Origin of the sequence: Pseudomonas sp. Sample_14, assembly GCF_004307515.1 — a bacterium.
Lineage (GTDB): Bacteria > Pseudomonadota > Gammaproteobacteria > Pseudomonadales > Pseudomonadaceae > Aquipseudomonas > Aquipseudomonas atacamensis.
The window spans coordinates 1-14,651 of record NZ_RCOC01000087.1; the positions used below are offsets into that span (position 1 = coordinate 1).

Annotated in this window: 13 protein-coding genes; 1 reads left to right on the top strand and 12 read right to left on the bottom strand. The window is 63.0% G+C overall.

What is annotated here, in order from left to right; genetic code table 11:
• Window positions 1-596 (top strand): LysR substrate-binding domain-containing protein (locus D8U61_RS20560; protein ID WP_241663638.1); only part of this gene is annotated, 596 nt, incomplete at its 5' end.
• Between the two features lie 198 nt (window positions 597-794).
• Here the strand turns inward: D8U61_RS20560 and madM are convergent.
• The 12 genes from madM to D8U61_RS20620 form a co-directional block, all read right to left on the bottom strand.
• On the bottom strand, window positions 795-1,559 hold the full coding sequence (gene madM, locus D8U61_RS20565) for a malonate transporter subunit MadM (protein WP_110644718.1): 765 nt from the start codon (window positions 1,557-1,559) through the stop codon (window positions 795-797).
• 5 nt (window positions 1,560-1,564) lie between these two features.
• A complete protein-coding gene (gene madL, locus D8U61_RS20570; RefSeq protein ID WP_016772756.1) occupies window positions 1,565-1,957 on the bottom strand; it encodes a malonate transporter subunit MadL in 393 nt (130 codons plus the stop codon).
• A 67-nt stretch (window positions 1,958-2,024) separates the two neighbouring features.
• On the bottom strand, window positions 2,025-2,945 hold the full coding sequence (gene mdcH, locus D8U61_RS20575) for a malonate decarboxylase subunit epsilon (protein ID WP_130927549.1): 921 nt from the start codon (window positions 2,943-2,945) through the stop codon (window positions 2,025-2,027).
• Window positions 2,942-3,562 carry a malonate decarboxylase holo-ACP synthase gene (locus D8U61_RS20580; RefSeq protein ID WP_130927550.1) on the bottom strand — a complete coding sequence of 207 codons (621 nt, stop codon included), beginning with the start codon at window positions 3,560-3,562 and terminating at the stop codon, window positions 2,942-2,944. Before D8U61_RS20580 ends, mdcH begins: the two co-directional genes overlap by 4 nt.
• Window positions 3,556-4,341, bottom strand: a complete 786-nt coding sequence (gene mdcE, locus D8U61_RS20585) for a biotin-independent malonate decarboxylase subunit gamma (protein ID WP_130927551.1) — start codon at window positions 4,339-4,341, stop codon at window positions 3,556-3,558. The genes D8U61_RS20580 and mdcE overlap by 7 nt, the downstream gene beginning before the upstream one ends.
• Window positions 4,338-5,189 (bottom strand): biotin-independent malonate decarboxylase subunit beta, encoded by an 852-nt coding sequence (locus tag D8U61_RS20590; RefSeq protein WP_130927552.1) that lies wholly within the window; start codon window positions 5,187-5,189, stop codon window positions 4,338-4,340. The genes mdcE and D8U61_RS20590 overlap by 4 nt, the downstream gene beginning before the upstream one ends.
• Complete coding sequence (locus D8U61_RS20595) at window positions 5,182-5,481, bottom strand: malonate decarboxylase subunit delta (RefSeq protein WP_130927553.1); 300 nt, start codon at window positions 5,479-5,481, stop codon at window positions 5,182-5,184. The genes D8U61_RS20590 and D8U61_RS20595 overlap by 8 nt, the downstream gene beginning before the upstream one ends.
• Window positions 5,481-6,341, bottom strand: a complete 861-nt coding sequence (locus tag D8U61_RS20600) for a triphosphoribosyl-dephospho-CoA synthase (protein ID WP_130927554.1) — start codon at window positions 6,339-6,341, stop codon at window positions 5,481-5,483. Before D8U61_RS20600 ends, D8U61_RS20595 begins: the two co-directional genes overlap by 1 nt.
• On the bottom strand, window positions 6,341-8,011 hold the full coding sequence (gene mdcA / locus D8U61_RS20605) for a malonate decarboxylase subunit alpha (protein WP_016772750.1): 1,671 nt from the start codon (window positions 8,009-8,011) through the stop codon (window positions 6,341-6,343). Before mdcA ends, D8U61_RS20600 begins: the two co-directional genes overlap by 1 nt.
• 726 nt (window positions 8,012-8,737) lie before the next feature.
• Window positions 8,738-9,103 carry a hypothetical protein gene (locus D8U61_RS20610; protein WP_130927555.1) on the bottom strand — a complete coding sequence of 122 codons (366 nt, stop codon included), beginning with the start codon at window positions 9,101-9,103 and terminating at the stop codon, window positions 8,738-8,740.
• Between the two features lie 477 nt (window positions 9,104-9,580).
• A complete protein-coding gene (locus D8U61_RS20615; protein WP_130927556.1) occupies window positions 9,581-10,051 on the bottom strand; it encodes a chemotaxis protein CheW in 471 nt (156 codons plus the stop codon).
• A partial coding sequence (locus D8U61_RS20620) for an Hpt domain-containing protein (protein WP_130927557.1) occupies window positions 10,044-14,651 on the bottom strand: 4,608 nt, incomplete at its 5' end. The genes D8U61_RS20620 and D8U61_RS20615, both read right to left, overlap by 8 nt.

The window sequence follows — 14,651 nt, forward strand, 5'->3', positions numbered from 1 at the left end:
TGAAGACGGTGCCACAGCTGATCATGGGCCTGAAAATCCGCCGCAGCGAACTCAACATCGACCTGATCCTCGGCTCGAACATCGACCTGCTCTACAAGCTGAAAAACATGGAAGTCGACGCGATTCTGGTGTCGCTGGACGACAGCATCAACGATCCGGATTGCGAACAGATTGCGCTGTTCTCCGACGACATCTTCCTCGCCACCCCGGCCGATTCAAAATTCGCTCAGCGCAGTGAAGTCGATCTGGCGGAAGTGCGCGATGAAACCTTCATCACCCTGACCCAGGGCTTCGCCACCCATCAGGACGGTGTGCGGGTGTTCAAGCAGGCGGGGTTCGAGCCGAAGGTGGCGATGCAGGTCAATGACATCTTCACTTTGCTGAGCATGGTCAGCTCAGGGGTGGGGTACGCCTTGTTGCCGGGGCGGATTGCGGCGGTGTACGAGAATCGGGTGAAGCTGATTCCGTTGCAGGAGAAGTACCGCTTGCAGCAGCACATTGGCGTGGTGTTTCTCAAGGCCAAGGAGCGTGATCCGAATCTGCTGGCGTTGCTGGCAGAGTGTCGGATGTATGCCAATCGCCAGGCCGGGTTTTAGATCAAGATCAAAATCAAGAGCGACCCCCTCACCCCAGCCCTCTCCCCCAAGGGGTAGAGGGGGAAAGGGAGCAGATCGGGGGCTTTTTCAGAACCTGAGTTCGACTTAGAAATTTCAGGTCGATGTATAACGCCAGAACAACTCGGTCAGTCCCCTCTCCCTCCGGGAGAGGGTTAGGGTGAGGGCAGCTTAAATTGACTAACCCATCAACCCGCGCATCGCCAGAAACAGCAGCGAAGGCCCCAGCAGACACCCAAGCGCGGTGTAGAACGCCGCCGTCAGGCAACCATACGGCACCAGCTTCGGATCCGTGGCCGCCAGGCCCCCGGCAACGCCGCTGGAGGTGCCCATCAAGCCACCGAAAATCACCGCGCTGCGCGGATTGTTCAGGCCGATCATCGGCGCCACGAACGGTGTCATCACCATCACCAGAATCGCCTTGATCAGCCCCGCCGCAATCGACAGCGCCATCACCTCGGAAGTGGCACCAATCGCCGCGCCGGTCACCGGGCCTACAATGTAGGTCACCGCACCGGCGCCAATGGTGGTCAGGCTCACCGCATCGGTGTAGCCGAACGCCATCGCCACGCCGACGCCGGCGACGAACGAGGTACCAACGCCGACAAACAGCGCCAGCACACCGACGAGTCCGGCGCGTTTGAGCTCATCGACACTGACGCCAAACGCCGTCGCCACAATCGCGAAATCCCGCAGCATCGCACCGCCGAGCAGGCCGATGCCGGACAAGAGGGGAATATCCACCACGCCTTTTTGCCCACCGGTGAGTGCGCCGCCGATATACGACAGCACCAGCCCAAGCAGAATCGCAATCGCCGAACCGTGCAGACGGCCCTTGGTGAAGGTATTGGACATCCAGTAGGACACCCACATGGTCAGGCCGACAATCAAAAAGCCGCTGATCAGACCGTAGCCGGTGATCACTTTCATCATTGATTCGTACATGGCGATCACCCCGCAGTCTTGGCAGGAGCAATCGGCGTTTCTTGCTTGTTGCCCATGCGCGTCAGCACCGGCACCAGGGCAAAAGCGATCACTACGGCGAGGGTGCCGGCAAGAATCGCCATCGGCCCGCCCTTCAGCGCACCGTAGACATTCTGCTGTGCGGCCATGGCGACCACGATGGGAATGTAGATCGCGCTCCAGAACTCCACGCCCTGCTCGGTCTTGCCCTTGAGCCAGCCGCTCTTATAGAGATAGCTGCCCAGGCCGATCAACAGCAGCATCGCAATGCCGACGCCACCGACGTTGGCCGGCACGCCGATCAGCTTGCCGAGCAATTCACCGACCCAGATACCGACCAGCGTGCAAAAGGCGAGAAACGCCACACCGTAAATAATCATTGTTGTAGTCCTCAAAGTGCATCGTCGAATGTTGTTTTTGTTGTTCGAAGCTTGAGTCGCGGCGGTTTTAGAGTTGGCGGCCACCCTCCTCGCGCAACAGCGCTTGCAGGGTATCGAGGCGGGCACTGTCGAAGGCAGTGACGGTGCCCTGCTCGAACACCCGGCGCGCCAGCCCGGTCAGCACCGCACCGGGCGGCAGTTCGATTTGTAGACGCACGCCGCGCTCGTAGGCGCTTTGCACGGTGCCGCGCCAGTCCACCACGCGGCACATGTTGAAAGCGAGGTCATCGCGCAGCGCTTCGACTTTGCTCACAGGCCGCGCGCGACTGCCGCTCAGATAAGCGATTTTCGGGTTCTTCAGTTCAACCTTGGCGAAGGCCTCGGCAAGCGCCTGCGCTGATTTTTCCAGCAATGGGCAATGCGACGGCACGCTCACCGCCAGCCGCTTCGCCACTCCGGCGCCGCGACTGCGCGCCAGTTCGGCCACCGCGTGCATGGCCTTGTCGCTGCCGGCGATGACCACTTGGTTATCGGCGTTGATATTGGCCAGATACACCGGCGCATCTTCGCTGTGCACTTGCGCCAGCAGCGTTTCGACGGTGGATAACTGCAATCCGATGATCGCGGTCATGCCGTAGCCCTGTGGATAAGCCTGCTGCATCAGCTCACCGCGCAGGCTGACCAGATGCAGCGCATCGCTGAAACTCAAGGCTCCCGCCACCACTGCTGCCGGGTAGGCGCCGATGGACAGGCCGGCGACGTAATCCGCGCTCAGTTCATCCTGCAATAACTGCCGCGAAGCAGCGACACCGGCGATCAGCAGGCACAGCTGAACCGCTCTGGTCGTGCGCAATGCCTCGGCTGAATCAAGCTGCAAAACATCTTCGCCCAGCACATCGCTGGCCTCGACCAGCGTTTCCCGAGGCAAACGCTGGAGCATGCCGGCTTGCTGCGCGCCCTGGCCGGGAAACACCAGCAGACTGCTCACGCTGCCTGCTCCCGCGGGTTCCACGGATCCGTCACCAGACAGGCCTGATAAGCATTTTTCAGCAGCACTCGGGCCGAACCGCTGGCCCATTCCCGCAAGGCCACAGCGCCGAATGGGGTCTGCAATTGCATGTCGACCCGGCACACGGCCTGATCGAAAAGCGCCACGAGTTTGCATGCCTGATTGCGCGTGATCATCTGCGGCGCACGCAGAATCAGATCGAGATCACTGGCCGCGTGCATCGCTGCAAAACCACTGGCCAATTCAAACCCGACACTGCCGCTGACACCCCAGACCCAACCGCAGTCATCGAGCATCGGCCGCAGTTGTTTGAGCGCCTGCATCACCGGCAGATCTCGCTCGCACTCAACCTGACAAAGGGCTTCGGGACTGACCCGACAGGCAATCGAATCGAGCGGCATAAACGTCGCCAGCCGTTGTTCACGCAACACACCGCGCACGCCGACCGCGACAAAACCGTCAGCACTCAGCGCCCGCCTCACCACTACCGGGTGCCCGGCCGCCAGCGCCGCGATCGCCCACTGCGGCGCATCCGCCGGCAACTGCGCTGGGGTCATGCCCCAGAGCAGATCATGGGCCAGGGGCAGGTTCACCACTGCGCCCTCAGCAACTCGCGGACTTTGCTGGAGGCGGCACGATTGCTCGCACCAAGGCGCCCTTTCAAATCAGTGCTGGTCACATCGCTGATCGCTTGCTTCAGGCACTCAGTCACGCGCGTCAGATCTTCCTCTGTCGGCTGTTCAATCTGCTGCACCGAGAGGGTTTCCCAGAGCAGACCAAGGCTGGCGTAGCTGTCGATGTCATAGGCCATCGGCGGCACGTTGGCGGCCAGCGCTTCCAGTTCCTCGACACTGCGCAAGGTGACCCGCGCCGCCGAAGCCTTGCCCATCGCGTGCACCATCACGCCGGGATCGCGCAAAGCAATCAGGCGATTGGCCTGATAACCGTGGGCTAGAAATGCACCGGACATGGCCTTGCCCACCAGCAGCGCAATCACCGGATGCCCGGCCAGACGCGCACGGGCATAACTGTCCGCCGCGCCGGCCAGGGCCTGATGAATGCCGAGGGCTTCTTCGCGGCGGCCATACGCCTGGCTCGGCACATCGACAATGGCGATGATCGGGCGCTTCTGTGCGCTGTCGCGGTCGGCACTGATCGCGTCATCCACAGCCTTGGCCAGCCCCCAGCCTTCGAGCAGACCGACCTCGCCGTTGCGGGCGCGGGGAAAACGATTGTCCGGGTCGGCGACCACGGCGATAAAGCGGCCGAGCTCAGCGTCGGCGGCTTTCAACGACGGCGGCAAACCTTCGACGACCCTGGCCCCAGCGCTGAGCGCATTGAACCAGTGCAAGCCGCGCAATGAATAACCGCTCATGAGCGCTCTCCTTGATACAGATCGCGAACCACCGACGGTTCGATTTGCAGGTCAGTGTTCAGCTTGCCGAGGCGTTGCAGGAACCACTCGGCGCGTTGACTGCGCGGCTGTGCCGGCAGGCCTTGCTGGAGCAGTTGGCCGACCTGCTGACGAATTTGCGCCACGTCATCGGCGACATAACGATCCACCAGACCACTGTGGAAACGCTGTTCGCCGCCGGTCAGGCTCCAGATGAATGGCCGGTCGCGGGAGTCGTATTCCTCGATCCCGGCTTCCTGCTCGATGACTTGCGGGCCGTTCAGACCGAGGCGTGCTTCCTGGGTCACCAGCAAATAACTGCACAGCGCCGCAGCAATCGACATGCCGCCGAAGCAACCGACACTGCCGGCGACCACGCCGACCACCGGTTGGTATTGCTGCAAATCGACAATCGCCGCGTGAATATCGGCAATCGCCGCCAGACCGAGATTGGCTTCCTGCAAGCGCACGCCACCGGTTTCCAGCAGCAATACGGCGCGGGTGGCGATGCCGTTGCGGTTGTCATCGGCAGCCAGTTCCAGCGCACCGGCAATCTTCGCCCCGCCGACTTCGCCAAGGCTGCCGCCCTGAAACGCACCTTCAATCGCTGCGATGACCACTGGCAAACCGTCGAGGCGGCCCTTGGCGATGATCACCCCGTCGTCGGCTTGCGGCACTACGCCCTGGCGCTCGAGCCACGGCGACATGACCCGTTGAAACGGATCGAGCAGTTCGCGAAAGGTCCCGGCGTCGAGCAAGGCTTGCGCCCGCTGCCGCGCACCGAGTTCGACGAAACTGTGTTTGTTGAGCAACGCTGCGCTGTCAGTCATGGCCGATCTCCTCGAAACCCTGTTCCAGACGCAAGCGCACCACCCCCGGCGTCGCGCCGAAATCGTGGATATCGATGGCCATCGCTGGCGGCGTGGTGCCGTCGAACATCCGCGCAAACAGGTGCTGCCAGCGCTGGTGCGCGCCGTTGACCGAGGTCTGCACGTTGATCGTCAGTTTGCCGGCCAGACCCGGTTCGATCAGCACTTCCAGATCACCCGAACCGACACAACCGACCAGCGCACGCCCGCGTGGCGGCTGCCCGGCGGGGAATTCAAACGATAGGTTTTCCATCAAAACGCTCCCTGAGAGATGCCGTCGCGCTCGATACGATCGAGCAGCAGCGTGGCGGCGAGCAGGTCGGCGGCGCCACCGGGCGAGGCATTCAATGCGATGAGTTGTTGATCCAGTTCGTGCAGGCGCCGACGACCGCTGAGGCTGGCGCTGCCGCCGGCATCGAGCACCGCTTGCGCGCCGGCCTGCATGGCGTGCAGGCCCGGTTCCCCGGCGCGGTAAAGCACGCAGGTGTCAGCCAGCTCGGTCATGATCGCCAGCAACGCATCGAGCCGGGCGTTCTGTTCGCCGTGACCGTTGGCGCGACTTTTGTGCAGTTGCGGCAGGCCGCGTTGCAGCACGGACGGGAAGCCCAGTTGCGCCTCTTCGCGAGCACCCCGTGCGCCGTAACGATGGGCCACTTGGGCGCCGTGGCTTAACGGCTTTGGTGCGTAGCGGTCGTCCAGCAGTGCCAAACGTGCGGCACAAAGCGCGACAGTGGATTTCGGTTGCAACACTGCGGCCGTCACCAATAATCCCAGCGCCCAGATCGCGCCGCGATGCGTGTTGACGCCGTTGGTCGTCGCGAGCATGGCTTGCTCGCCTTCCCGACCGATCCGGCCAATCGCTTCGCGTAACGGTAAGCCGACTTCGCCAATGGTTTGTGCGGCCTCGGCCATTTCCTTGAATGCCGGCCACAATGCCAGCGCCGACGCGTGCATCAGGCCCAGGTGCAGATCGGTGTGCGCGCCGTTGCCACGACGGTCGACCAGCGCCGGTTTCGGCGACAGATCGGCTTCGTCGATCAGCGCGTCCACCGCCAGATCGGCCAAGCGGTCAGCCAGGGACAGCGGTTTCGCTTGCAGGTTGAATGCGTGCATTACCAGCTCCTGAATTTGGCGGGCGGGTTGTACAGGCCGCCGGACCACTCGACCAGATCGGCGACGCTTTTCGCCGCGAGCAATTCGCGGGTGGCGTCGGTGCGGCGGATGCCGAGGTCTTCGGGCAAAGCGATCAGGCCTTCGCGGCGCATGCGCTCGGTGTCTTTCGGGTTGTGCCGCAGGCCGATGGCGGTAACCCCGGCGACTGCGGCGATCATCGCCTGCCGCTCTTCCAGCGAGCGCGCCTTGTACAGGTAGGCAATGCCTTCTTCGGTGAGCAGGTGGGTAACGTCGTCGCCGTAGATCATGATCGGCGCCAGCGGCATGCCGCTTTTCTTCGCCACCTCCACGGCGTCGAGGGTTTCGACGAAGGTCGGTTTGCCGCCCTCCTGGAAGGTCTCGACCATTTGCACCACGAGTTTCTTGCCACGTTCGAGCATCGGTTGCGGCCCATCGGCATGGCGCATGTCCAGCCACGCCGGAGTGCCGTGACGGCGGCCGCGCGGATCATGACCCATGTTCGGCGCACCACCGAAACCGGCCAGACGGCCTCGGGTCACCGTCGAGGAATGGCCGTCGCCATCGACTTGCAGCGTCGCGCCGATAAACAGATCCACCGCGTATTGCCCGGCGAGTTGGCAGACCATGCGGTTGGAGCGCAGCGAACCGTCGCGGCCAGTGAAGAACACATCGGGCCGAGCGGCGATGTAGTTTTCCATGCCCAGTTCGGTACCGAAGCAATGCACGCTCTCGACCCAGCCGCTTTCGATCGCCGGAATCAGCGTCGGGTGCGGGTTGAGAGTCCAGTTGCGGCAGATCTTGCCTTTCAGGCCGAGGGATTCGCCGTAGGTCGGCAGGATCAGTTCGATGGCGGCGGTGTTGAAACCAATGCCGTGGTTGAGCGACTGCACGTTGTGTTTTTCGTAGATCCCGCGAATCGCCATCATCGCCATCAGCACGTGCACAGGCTTGATGTGCCGTGGGTCGCGGGTGAACAGCGGTTCGATGTAGAACGGCTTGTCGGCGACCACGACGAAATCGACCCATGAAGCGGGAATGTCTACGCGGGGCAGTTCGCTGACGTCATCGACCAATTGGTTGACCTGGACGATGACGATGCCATCGCTGAACGCCGCCGGTTCGATCAGTGCCGGCGTGTCTTCGGTGCTCGGGCCGGTGTAGATGTTGCCGGCGCGGTCGGCCATGAAACCGGCCGAGAGCACAACGTTGGGGATCAGGTCCACGACGAGGCGGGCGTAGAGTTCGATGTACGTGTGAATGGCGCCGACTTCGAGCAAGCCATCTTCGAGCAACTGGCTGATGCGCAGGCTCTGGGTGCCGGCGAAGGAGAAATCGAGCTTGCGGGCGATGCCGCGTTCGAACAGATCAAGGTGCTCGGAGCGGCCGACGCTGGGCATGATCATGTGCAGATCGTGGAGCTTGGCCGGGTCGGCCTTGGCCAGCGAACGCGAGAGGAAATCCGCCTGCTTCTGGTTGTTGCCTTCCAGCACCACACGGTCGCCGGGATGGATCAGCGCTTCGAGCGCGGCGACGATCTTGTCGCTGGGCAGCACCGCGCCATCGGCCAGCCCGCGCACCTTGTCGAGCCGGCGCTGCTTCTCGTCACGCCGCCGCGTCCAGCGCGAGTCGGGGGAAATTGTTGTTGTCATGCTCACTCCACGGGTTCGCTGTCGTGGAGCCAAGTTAGGCGTGTGTGGTGAGGGCATCAATCAAGCTGGGTGGTGAATCATTACGCTGAGCGTAACGTTCAAAAGCTACCCTCACCCTAGCCCTCTTCCGGAGGGAGAGGGAACCGATTGGGGGATGCTTGGGAACGAAGCCGACCTGAAGCAGCCGTGGTAAATCCCGAAACGAAAAATCAACAGCCCCTCACCCTAGCCCTCTCCCGGGGGGAGAAGGAACCGATAGGGGGATGCTTGGGAAATGACGCCGACCTGAGGCAGCCGTGGTGAATCCCGAAACGAAAAATCAACAGCCCCTCACCCTAGCCCTCTCCCGGGGGGAGAAGGAACCGATAGGGGGATGCTTGGGAAATGACGCCGACCTGAGGCAGCCGTGGTGAATCCCGAAACGAAAAATCAACAGCCCCTCACCCTAGCCCTCTCCCGGGGGGATAAGGAACCGATAGGGGGATGCTTGGGAATGACGCCGACCTGAACCAGCCGTGGTGAATCCAGAAATGAAAAATCAACAGCCCCTCACCCTGGCCCTCTCCCGGAGTGAGAGGGGACTGATTGGGGGATGCTTGGGAATGACGCTGACCTGAATCCGTTGTAGTGAATCCATAATCGACTCGGTCATTCAGGTCGATGTAGGACGCGAGACACCTCGGTCGGCTCCCTCTCCCTCTGGGAGAGGGCTGGGGTGAGGGGCTTTCAGTCAGTGGGCACCATTTTGTCCAGCACGCGATTCACCGCCATCTCCGCCACCATGACAATCTGCGCGATGCCCTGCAGGGTCTTGCGCTGTGAGCCGTCCACCGAGGCGGCGTGGTTGTGCAACATGACTGTCGCCGAACCAAGGGTTTCACAGGCGTCGGCCAGCAAGGACTCGGTGTCGGCTTCGGGGTTGGCCATGTACAGCGTATTGGGGATGTACGGCGGGGCCATGAAGTCAGCGGCGGGCGGGCCGAGGTAATGGTCGAGGGCACGCTCGGCGGCGTCGTGAAATTTCTTTGAGTCGGGGGATTGGTAGGGCGATGCCGGACTTGCTACCGGCGGATTGGGCGATGGTTTTTTCATCTTCAGGTTCCGGATAAAGCCGCAACCGCATCTCTGCTAAAAGAAGGGGTGGCAGCTGAACGCAGGTTAGCAGACCGGGGAACCTAAGGAAGCCGGCGCGCCGAAGCGCCCTGCGCACAGCCGCCATCAAGTGCAGACGTGAAGCCTGGCTGACGGTGCTCGTGCAACCTCAGATTGACCACGGGCTGCTAAACCCGATCACTGGGAATCAGTGACCCGATCCAAGTTACGCAGCAAGCCCTGGGCGCACAAGCCGGCGGATTCTGGCGCAGGCGTAGGCAGCGGCGCAAGGATTTGTAGGCTGGTGCGGCGTAACACCGGGTGTCTTTAAACACAGGCGTGGCTTGATGTTGATCGTTCCCACGCTCTGCGTGGGAATGCCTCCACGGACGCTCCGCGTTCGGCTCTTGATGGGACGCGGAGCGTCCCGGGCTGCATTCCTTTGCTGCGCGTGGGAACGATCAGTCAAGCCTTGGATCAGCGGGCCAATCCCGCATCCACCAGTAACTGCTCCAGCCCCAACAAATCCGGCACCTTCGCCACCTGCTCGCCCACCTGCACCGCCGCCTGCTCCAGCGCACACAACGGCACATCCACGTAACTCAACTGACTGTCCAGCTTGTACGACCGAGGAATCCCCTGCACCAACAGGGCGATGAATCTCAGGTCGGGCAAGCCGCCCAGCGCATTCAGAATGACGATCCGCGCCCGTTCGCCGATGACGATTTTCTGCCCGCAGGCCGATTCGAAACTGATCAACGGAATCTGCCGCTCGCGCCACGTTACCCGGCCCAGGTACCACGGCGGCGTGTCGAGATCGAAGGCGCTGGCCTGGTAGTCGATCAGCTCGGCGATGGCGACATTCGGCAGGATCAGGTTGCGATCGGCCAGCGGCAGCAGCAGCCCGGTAAGCTGGCTGGTGCGCGGGTTGTGCCGGTGCTCATGCATGTTTCTTGCTCCACTGGGCGATGCTCTCCAGCAACACCGATTCCTGATACGGCTTGCCGAGGTAGTCGTTGACGCCGATGGCCATGGCGCGGTCGCGGTGTTTCTGCCCGGTGCGCGAGGTGATCATGATGATCGGCAAGTGGCACAGGCGTTCGTCGGCGCGCACCTGGGTGGCGACTTCGAAGCCGTCCATGCGCGGCATTTCGATGTCGAGCAGCATCAGATCGGGCATGTGCTCTTCGAGCAGCAGCATCGCATCGACACCGTCCTTGGCGGTCAGCACGTTCATGCCGTGACGTTCGAGCAAACGGCTGGTGACCTTGCGCACCGTCACCGAGTCATCGACGACCATGATCAGCAGCGGCTTGTGCGGCTCGCTGTCGATCTCCGTGCGCGCCGGCTCTTGCGCCAGCCGCGCCTGCATCGCCCGGATCGGTGCGAGCAGATCCAGAATCAACACCACCCTGCCATCGCCGAGAATCGTCGCCCCCGACACGCCCTGCACCGCCGCGAACTGCGGGCCAAGGCTCTTGACCACGATCTCGCGGGTGCCGGCCATGGAGTCGACCAGCACCGCAACATGGCGGTCGTTGCAATGCACCAGCAGCACCGGCACCGGCAGGTTCTGCCCGAGCAGTTTCGGCCGTGGCGCAGTCTTCAACAGCTCGCCGAGATAGCACAGCTCATAACGCTGGCCGCCGTATTGATAACTCGGCGGATCCTGACGGAAGTGCCCTTCCAGATCATTCGGCAACACACGCACGATGCCTTCGATGGTGTTCAGCGGAATCGCGTATTGATCCTCAGCGCACTGCACCATCAGCGCGCGGTTGACCGACACGGTGAACGGCAAGCGAATACGGAAATGCACGCCCTGCCCCGGCACCGAATCGATGCTCATGCTGCCGCCGAGTTGGCGCACCTCTTCGTGGACCACGTCCATGCCGACGCCACGCCCGGAAATCTGGGTGATCTTTTCCGCCGTGGAGAAACCCGGCTGGAGAATGAACTGCAACACATCGCGGTCGCTGATCTCGGCGTCGGGCGCCAGCAGACCGCGTTTGATCGCCTTGCGCCGCACGGCTTCCAGCGGCACCCCGGCGCCGTCATCGCGGATGTCGAAAACCATGTCGCCGCCCTCGCGGGACAGATCGAGGGTGATCTGCCCTTGCGCCGGTTTACCCGCCGCCAATCGCACCTCGGCAGATTCGAGGCCATGGTCGACGGCGTTGCGCAGCATGTGTTCCAGCGGCGCGGCCATGCGCTCCAGTACGTTGCGATCCATCTCGCCATCAGCGTTGCCGACGACGAATGCGACATCCTTGCCCAGCTCTTCGGCGACCTGACGAACGATGCGTTTCAGACGCGGCACCATGCGTTCGAACGGCACCATGCGCGTGCGCATCAGGCCTTCCTGCAATTCGGTGTTGATCCGCCCCTGTTGCTGCAACAGGTTCTCCGCATCGTGGTTGCGGCGGTCGAGGGTTTCCTTGAGGTCGAGCAGGTCCGAGGCGGATTCGAACAGCGCCCGCGACAGTTGCTGGAGCTGCGAATGGCGGTCCATTTCCAGCGGATCGAAATCTTCGTAACCGAGGCGTTCGCCATCGACTTGCTGGCGGCTGAGAATGCGTCCCTGGGTTTCGGTGTCGAGGCGGCGCAACTGATCGCGCATGCGCTCGATGGTGGTTTCCATCTCGTTGAGAGCAATCTGCGCATCGTTGACTTGCTGCTCGATCCGTCCACGAAAGATCGAGGTTTCCCCGGCCAGATTGACCAGTTCATCAAGCAGCTCGGACGAAACCTTGACCATGTCCGCGCCAACATCGGCGGCCGGTGGCGCAGCCTCGGGCTTAGCCACCGGTGCCGCGACCGGCGCCGGCGGCGCTTCAACCTGCACCGGGTGACTGAAATTCTGGATCGCGCTGATCAGCCGATCGGCCGGCGGGCACGGTTGCCCGGCGCGCACGCCATCGAGCATTTGCGCCAGTCGGTCATGGCCGCGCTGCACCAGCGCAAACAGTTCGGCAGACGGTTGCAGCGCACCGGTGGAGAGGCTTTCGTAGAGAAATTCCAGCTCATGGGCGAGGTCGCCGATCGGGCCGATTTCGACCATCCGCGCGCCGCCCTTGAGGGTGTGCAGATCGCGCAGCAGGGTTTCGATTTCCTGACGGTTGCCCGGCTCGGCCTGCCAGCGCAACAGCGCGGCGCCGGAGCTTTCGATGATGTCGAAACCTTCTTCGAGGAAGATTTCCAACAGTTCCGGATCATGCCCGGCGTTGTCGTGTTCGACCGCTGCGGGGGATGATTCGCTGGCGGCCTGGCCCTGACGCAACTGACGGATCGCGTCGATCAGATCCTGCGCCGGAGTCAGCGCTTGATGCGCTTGCAGTTGCTCCAGCATCAGCGCCAACCGCTCATGACTGCGCTGCAACAAACCTTCGAGCGCGGCGCTGTGGTTGTAGCGCCGATCGACCAGCCCTTCGTAGAGGTTTTCCAGTTCCTGGGCAAGGTCGCCGACGGCCTCGACCTCGGCCATGCGCGCGCCGCCCTTCAGCGTGTGCAAGTCGCGCTGCAATGACGACAGCGGCGCGGCGTTGTCCGGGTCCTTGCGCCAGCGCTGCAAGGCTTGCCCGGCGCTGTCGAGAATGTCCACCGCCTCTTCGAGGAAGATTTCGACGATCTCGTCGTCAGGCTCAAGGGCGGCAACCGATTGCTGCAATTGCGCGGTGGCGCTGCCCAGTTCGCGAATATCGAGGGTGCGGCTGCCATTGCTGCGGATCAGGCCCATCGCCGCCGGGTCGAGGCCTTCGTCGAGCAGTTCCTGCAAGGCGCGAATCCGCTCCGGTTGCGGGGTGATTTCCTGGCCGGCAGCGAGTTCGTCGAGCATATTGATCAGCGCTTCGTGGGCCAGTTGCGCTTCGTGGAAAAACCGCTCGCTGACCGCCAGGCTGCTTTCTTCCACCGCGCCATACAGGTCGAGCAAGGCTTCGCAGAGGCCATCGACCGCCTGCAGATCGGCCAGATGCGCGCCTTCGCCCAGAGTGGTCAGTTCATCGAGCAAGGCGCTGAGTTCCTGGCGCTCGCCGGGGTGCTGCTGCCAGCGCTGCAAAAGATTTTCGGCGTCGAGGAGGATGTCCATGCCTTGGGCGAGGAAGTTGTTGATCAGCTGCGGATCGCGCTTGAGGCGCAGGCCGCTGTCAGCGCCATCGGAGCTGGCTTGCAGGCGCTCGGCGAGCAGCGCTTCGGTGCGTTTGATCAGCGACTGCGCACCGACAATCGGCGCCAGCGGATCGTGTTTGAGCTGGCGCAGGCCGACGCGGAACAGGCCCTCGGCTTCGAGCAGCAGTTCGACCTCGTCCAGATCCAGCGGCAACTGATGCGCCTTGAACTCGCGGGCCAGTTGATCCAGCGAAGCCGCCAGTTCGGCCATCGGCAATACGCCGGCCATCGAGGCACTGCCCTTGAGCGTGTGCAGCGCCCGTTGCAGTTCGTCGCTGGCCGGCAACGGCACCTGTTCGGCGGCCTGATCGAGGAAACGGTTGAGGCTGGCGAGGTGGGTTTCGGCTTCTTTGCGGAAGATTTCCAGCAGCAGCGGATCAAGCGCGGCGACGTCGTCGGTGTCTTCGGCAGCCAGCGGCTCATCGCCTTTGGCCAACGCGTGGGCGCGGGCGGCGAGTTGGTCGACATCGCTGCGCTGGCGCTGACGCTGGGTGGCGAATTCATTGATCAGCTCGGGCAGCAGCAACACGGTGTCGCCGAGCAATTGGCGCAGCACTGCGCCGGGCTCGACGCTTTGTTCGAGCACGCGATTGAGCAGGTTTTCCACGGCCCAGGCCAGTTCGCCGAGGACCAACGCGCGGACCATGCGCCCGCTGCCCTTCAAGGTGTGAAAGGCCCGGCGCAGTTCGGTCAGCGCGGCGCGGTCCTGGGGATTGGCGGTCCAGCGCGGCAGGTATTCGTGGAGGACCGCGAGGACTTCGTCGGTCTCCTCCAGGAACACTTCGCGCAGTTCATCGTCGACCGGTTCTTCATCGGCTGGCGGCGGCATCAGGCTGTCGGGGCTGTTGCGCGCCGGCGGGTTGAGCGCCGACAGCGGGCTGGCCAGCACTTCGGCCAGCGACTGCACGACGTCAGGGTCGTCGAGCGCTTGCAGATCCTGCATGAGCAGCGCTTCGCTGGGGCTGAGCACCTCATCAAGCACCGGCACTTGCGCTTCGCCGGGCTGCTCGTTGGCAAAGAAGCCGAGGCTGGCGAGACTGTTTTGCGCGACATCGAGCAGATGCTCGGCGGGCGCCTGCGGGTCGTCGCTCAGGCGTTCGAGGTAATACTCCAGACTGCTGATCACATCGGCCAGATGATCGAGTTGTTCCCAGCCCGGTTCGTGGGCATCGAGCATCAAATGCTCGCGAATGAAACCGTTGCAGGCCTCGACCAGACTCGCTGCGCGGGCCAGCGGAATCATCGCCAGCGCGCCGCGCACCTGCGTCAGCAGTTCGGGCAGCGATTGCAGATGCTGGCGGTCCCAATCGGCGTCGATGTAGTCGACGATCATGTCCTTGGCCTGTTGCAGGCAGATGCGCGCTTCCTTGATCACGATCTG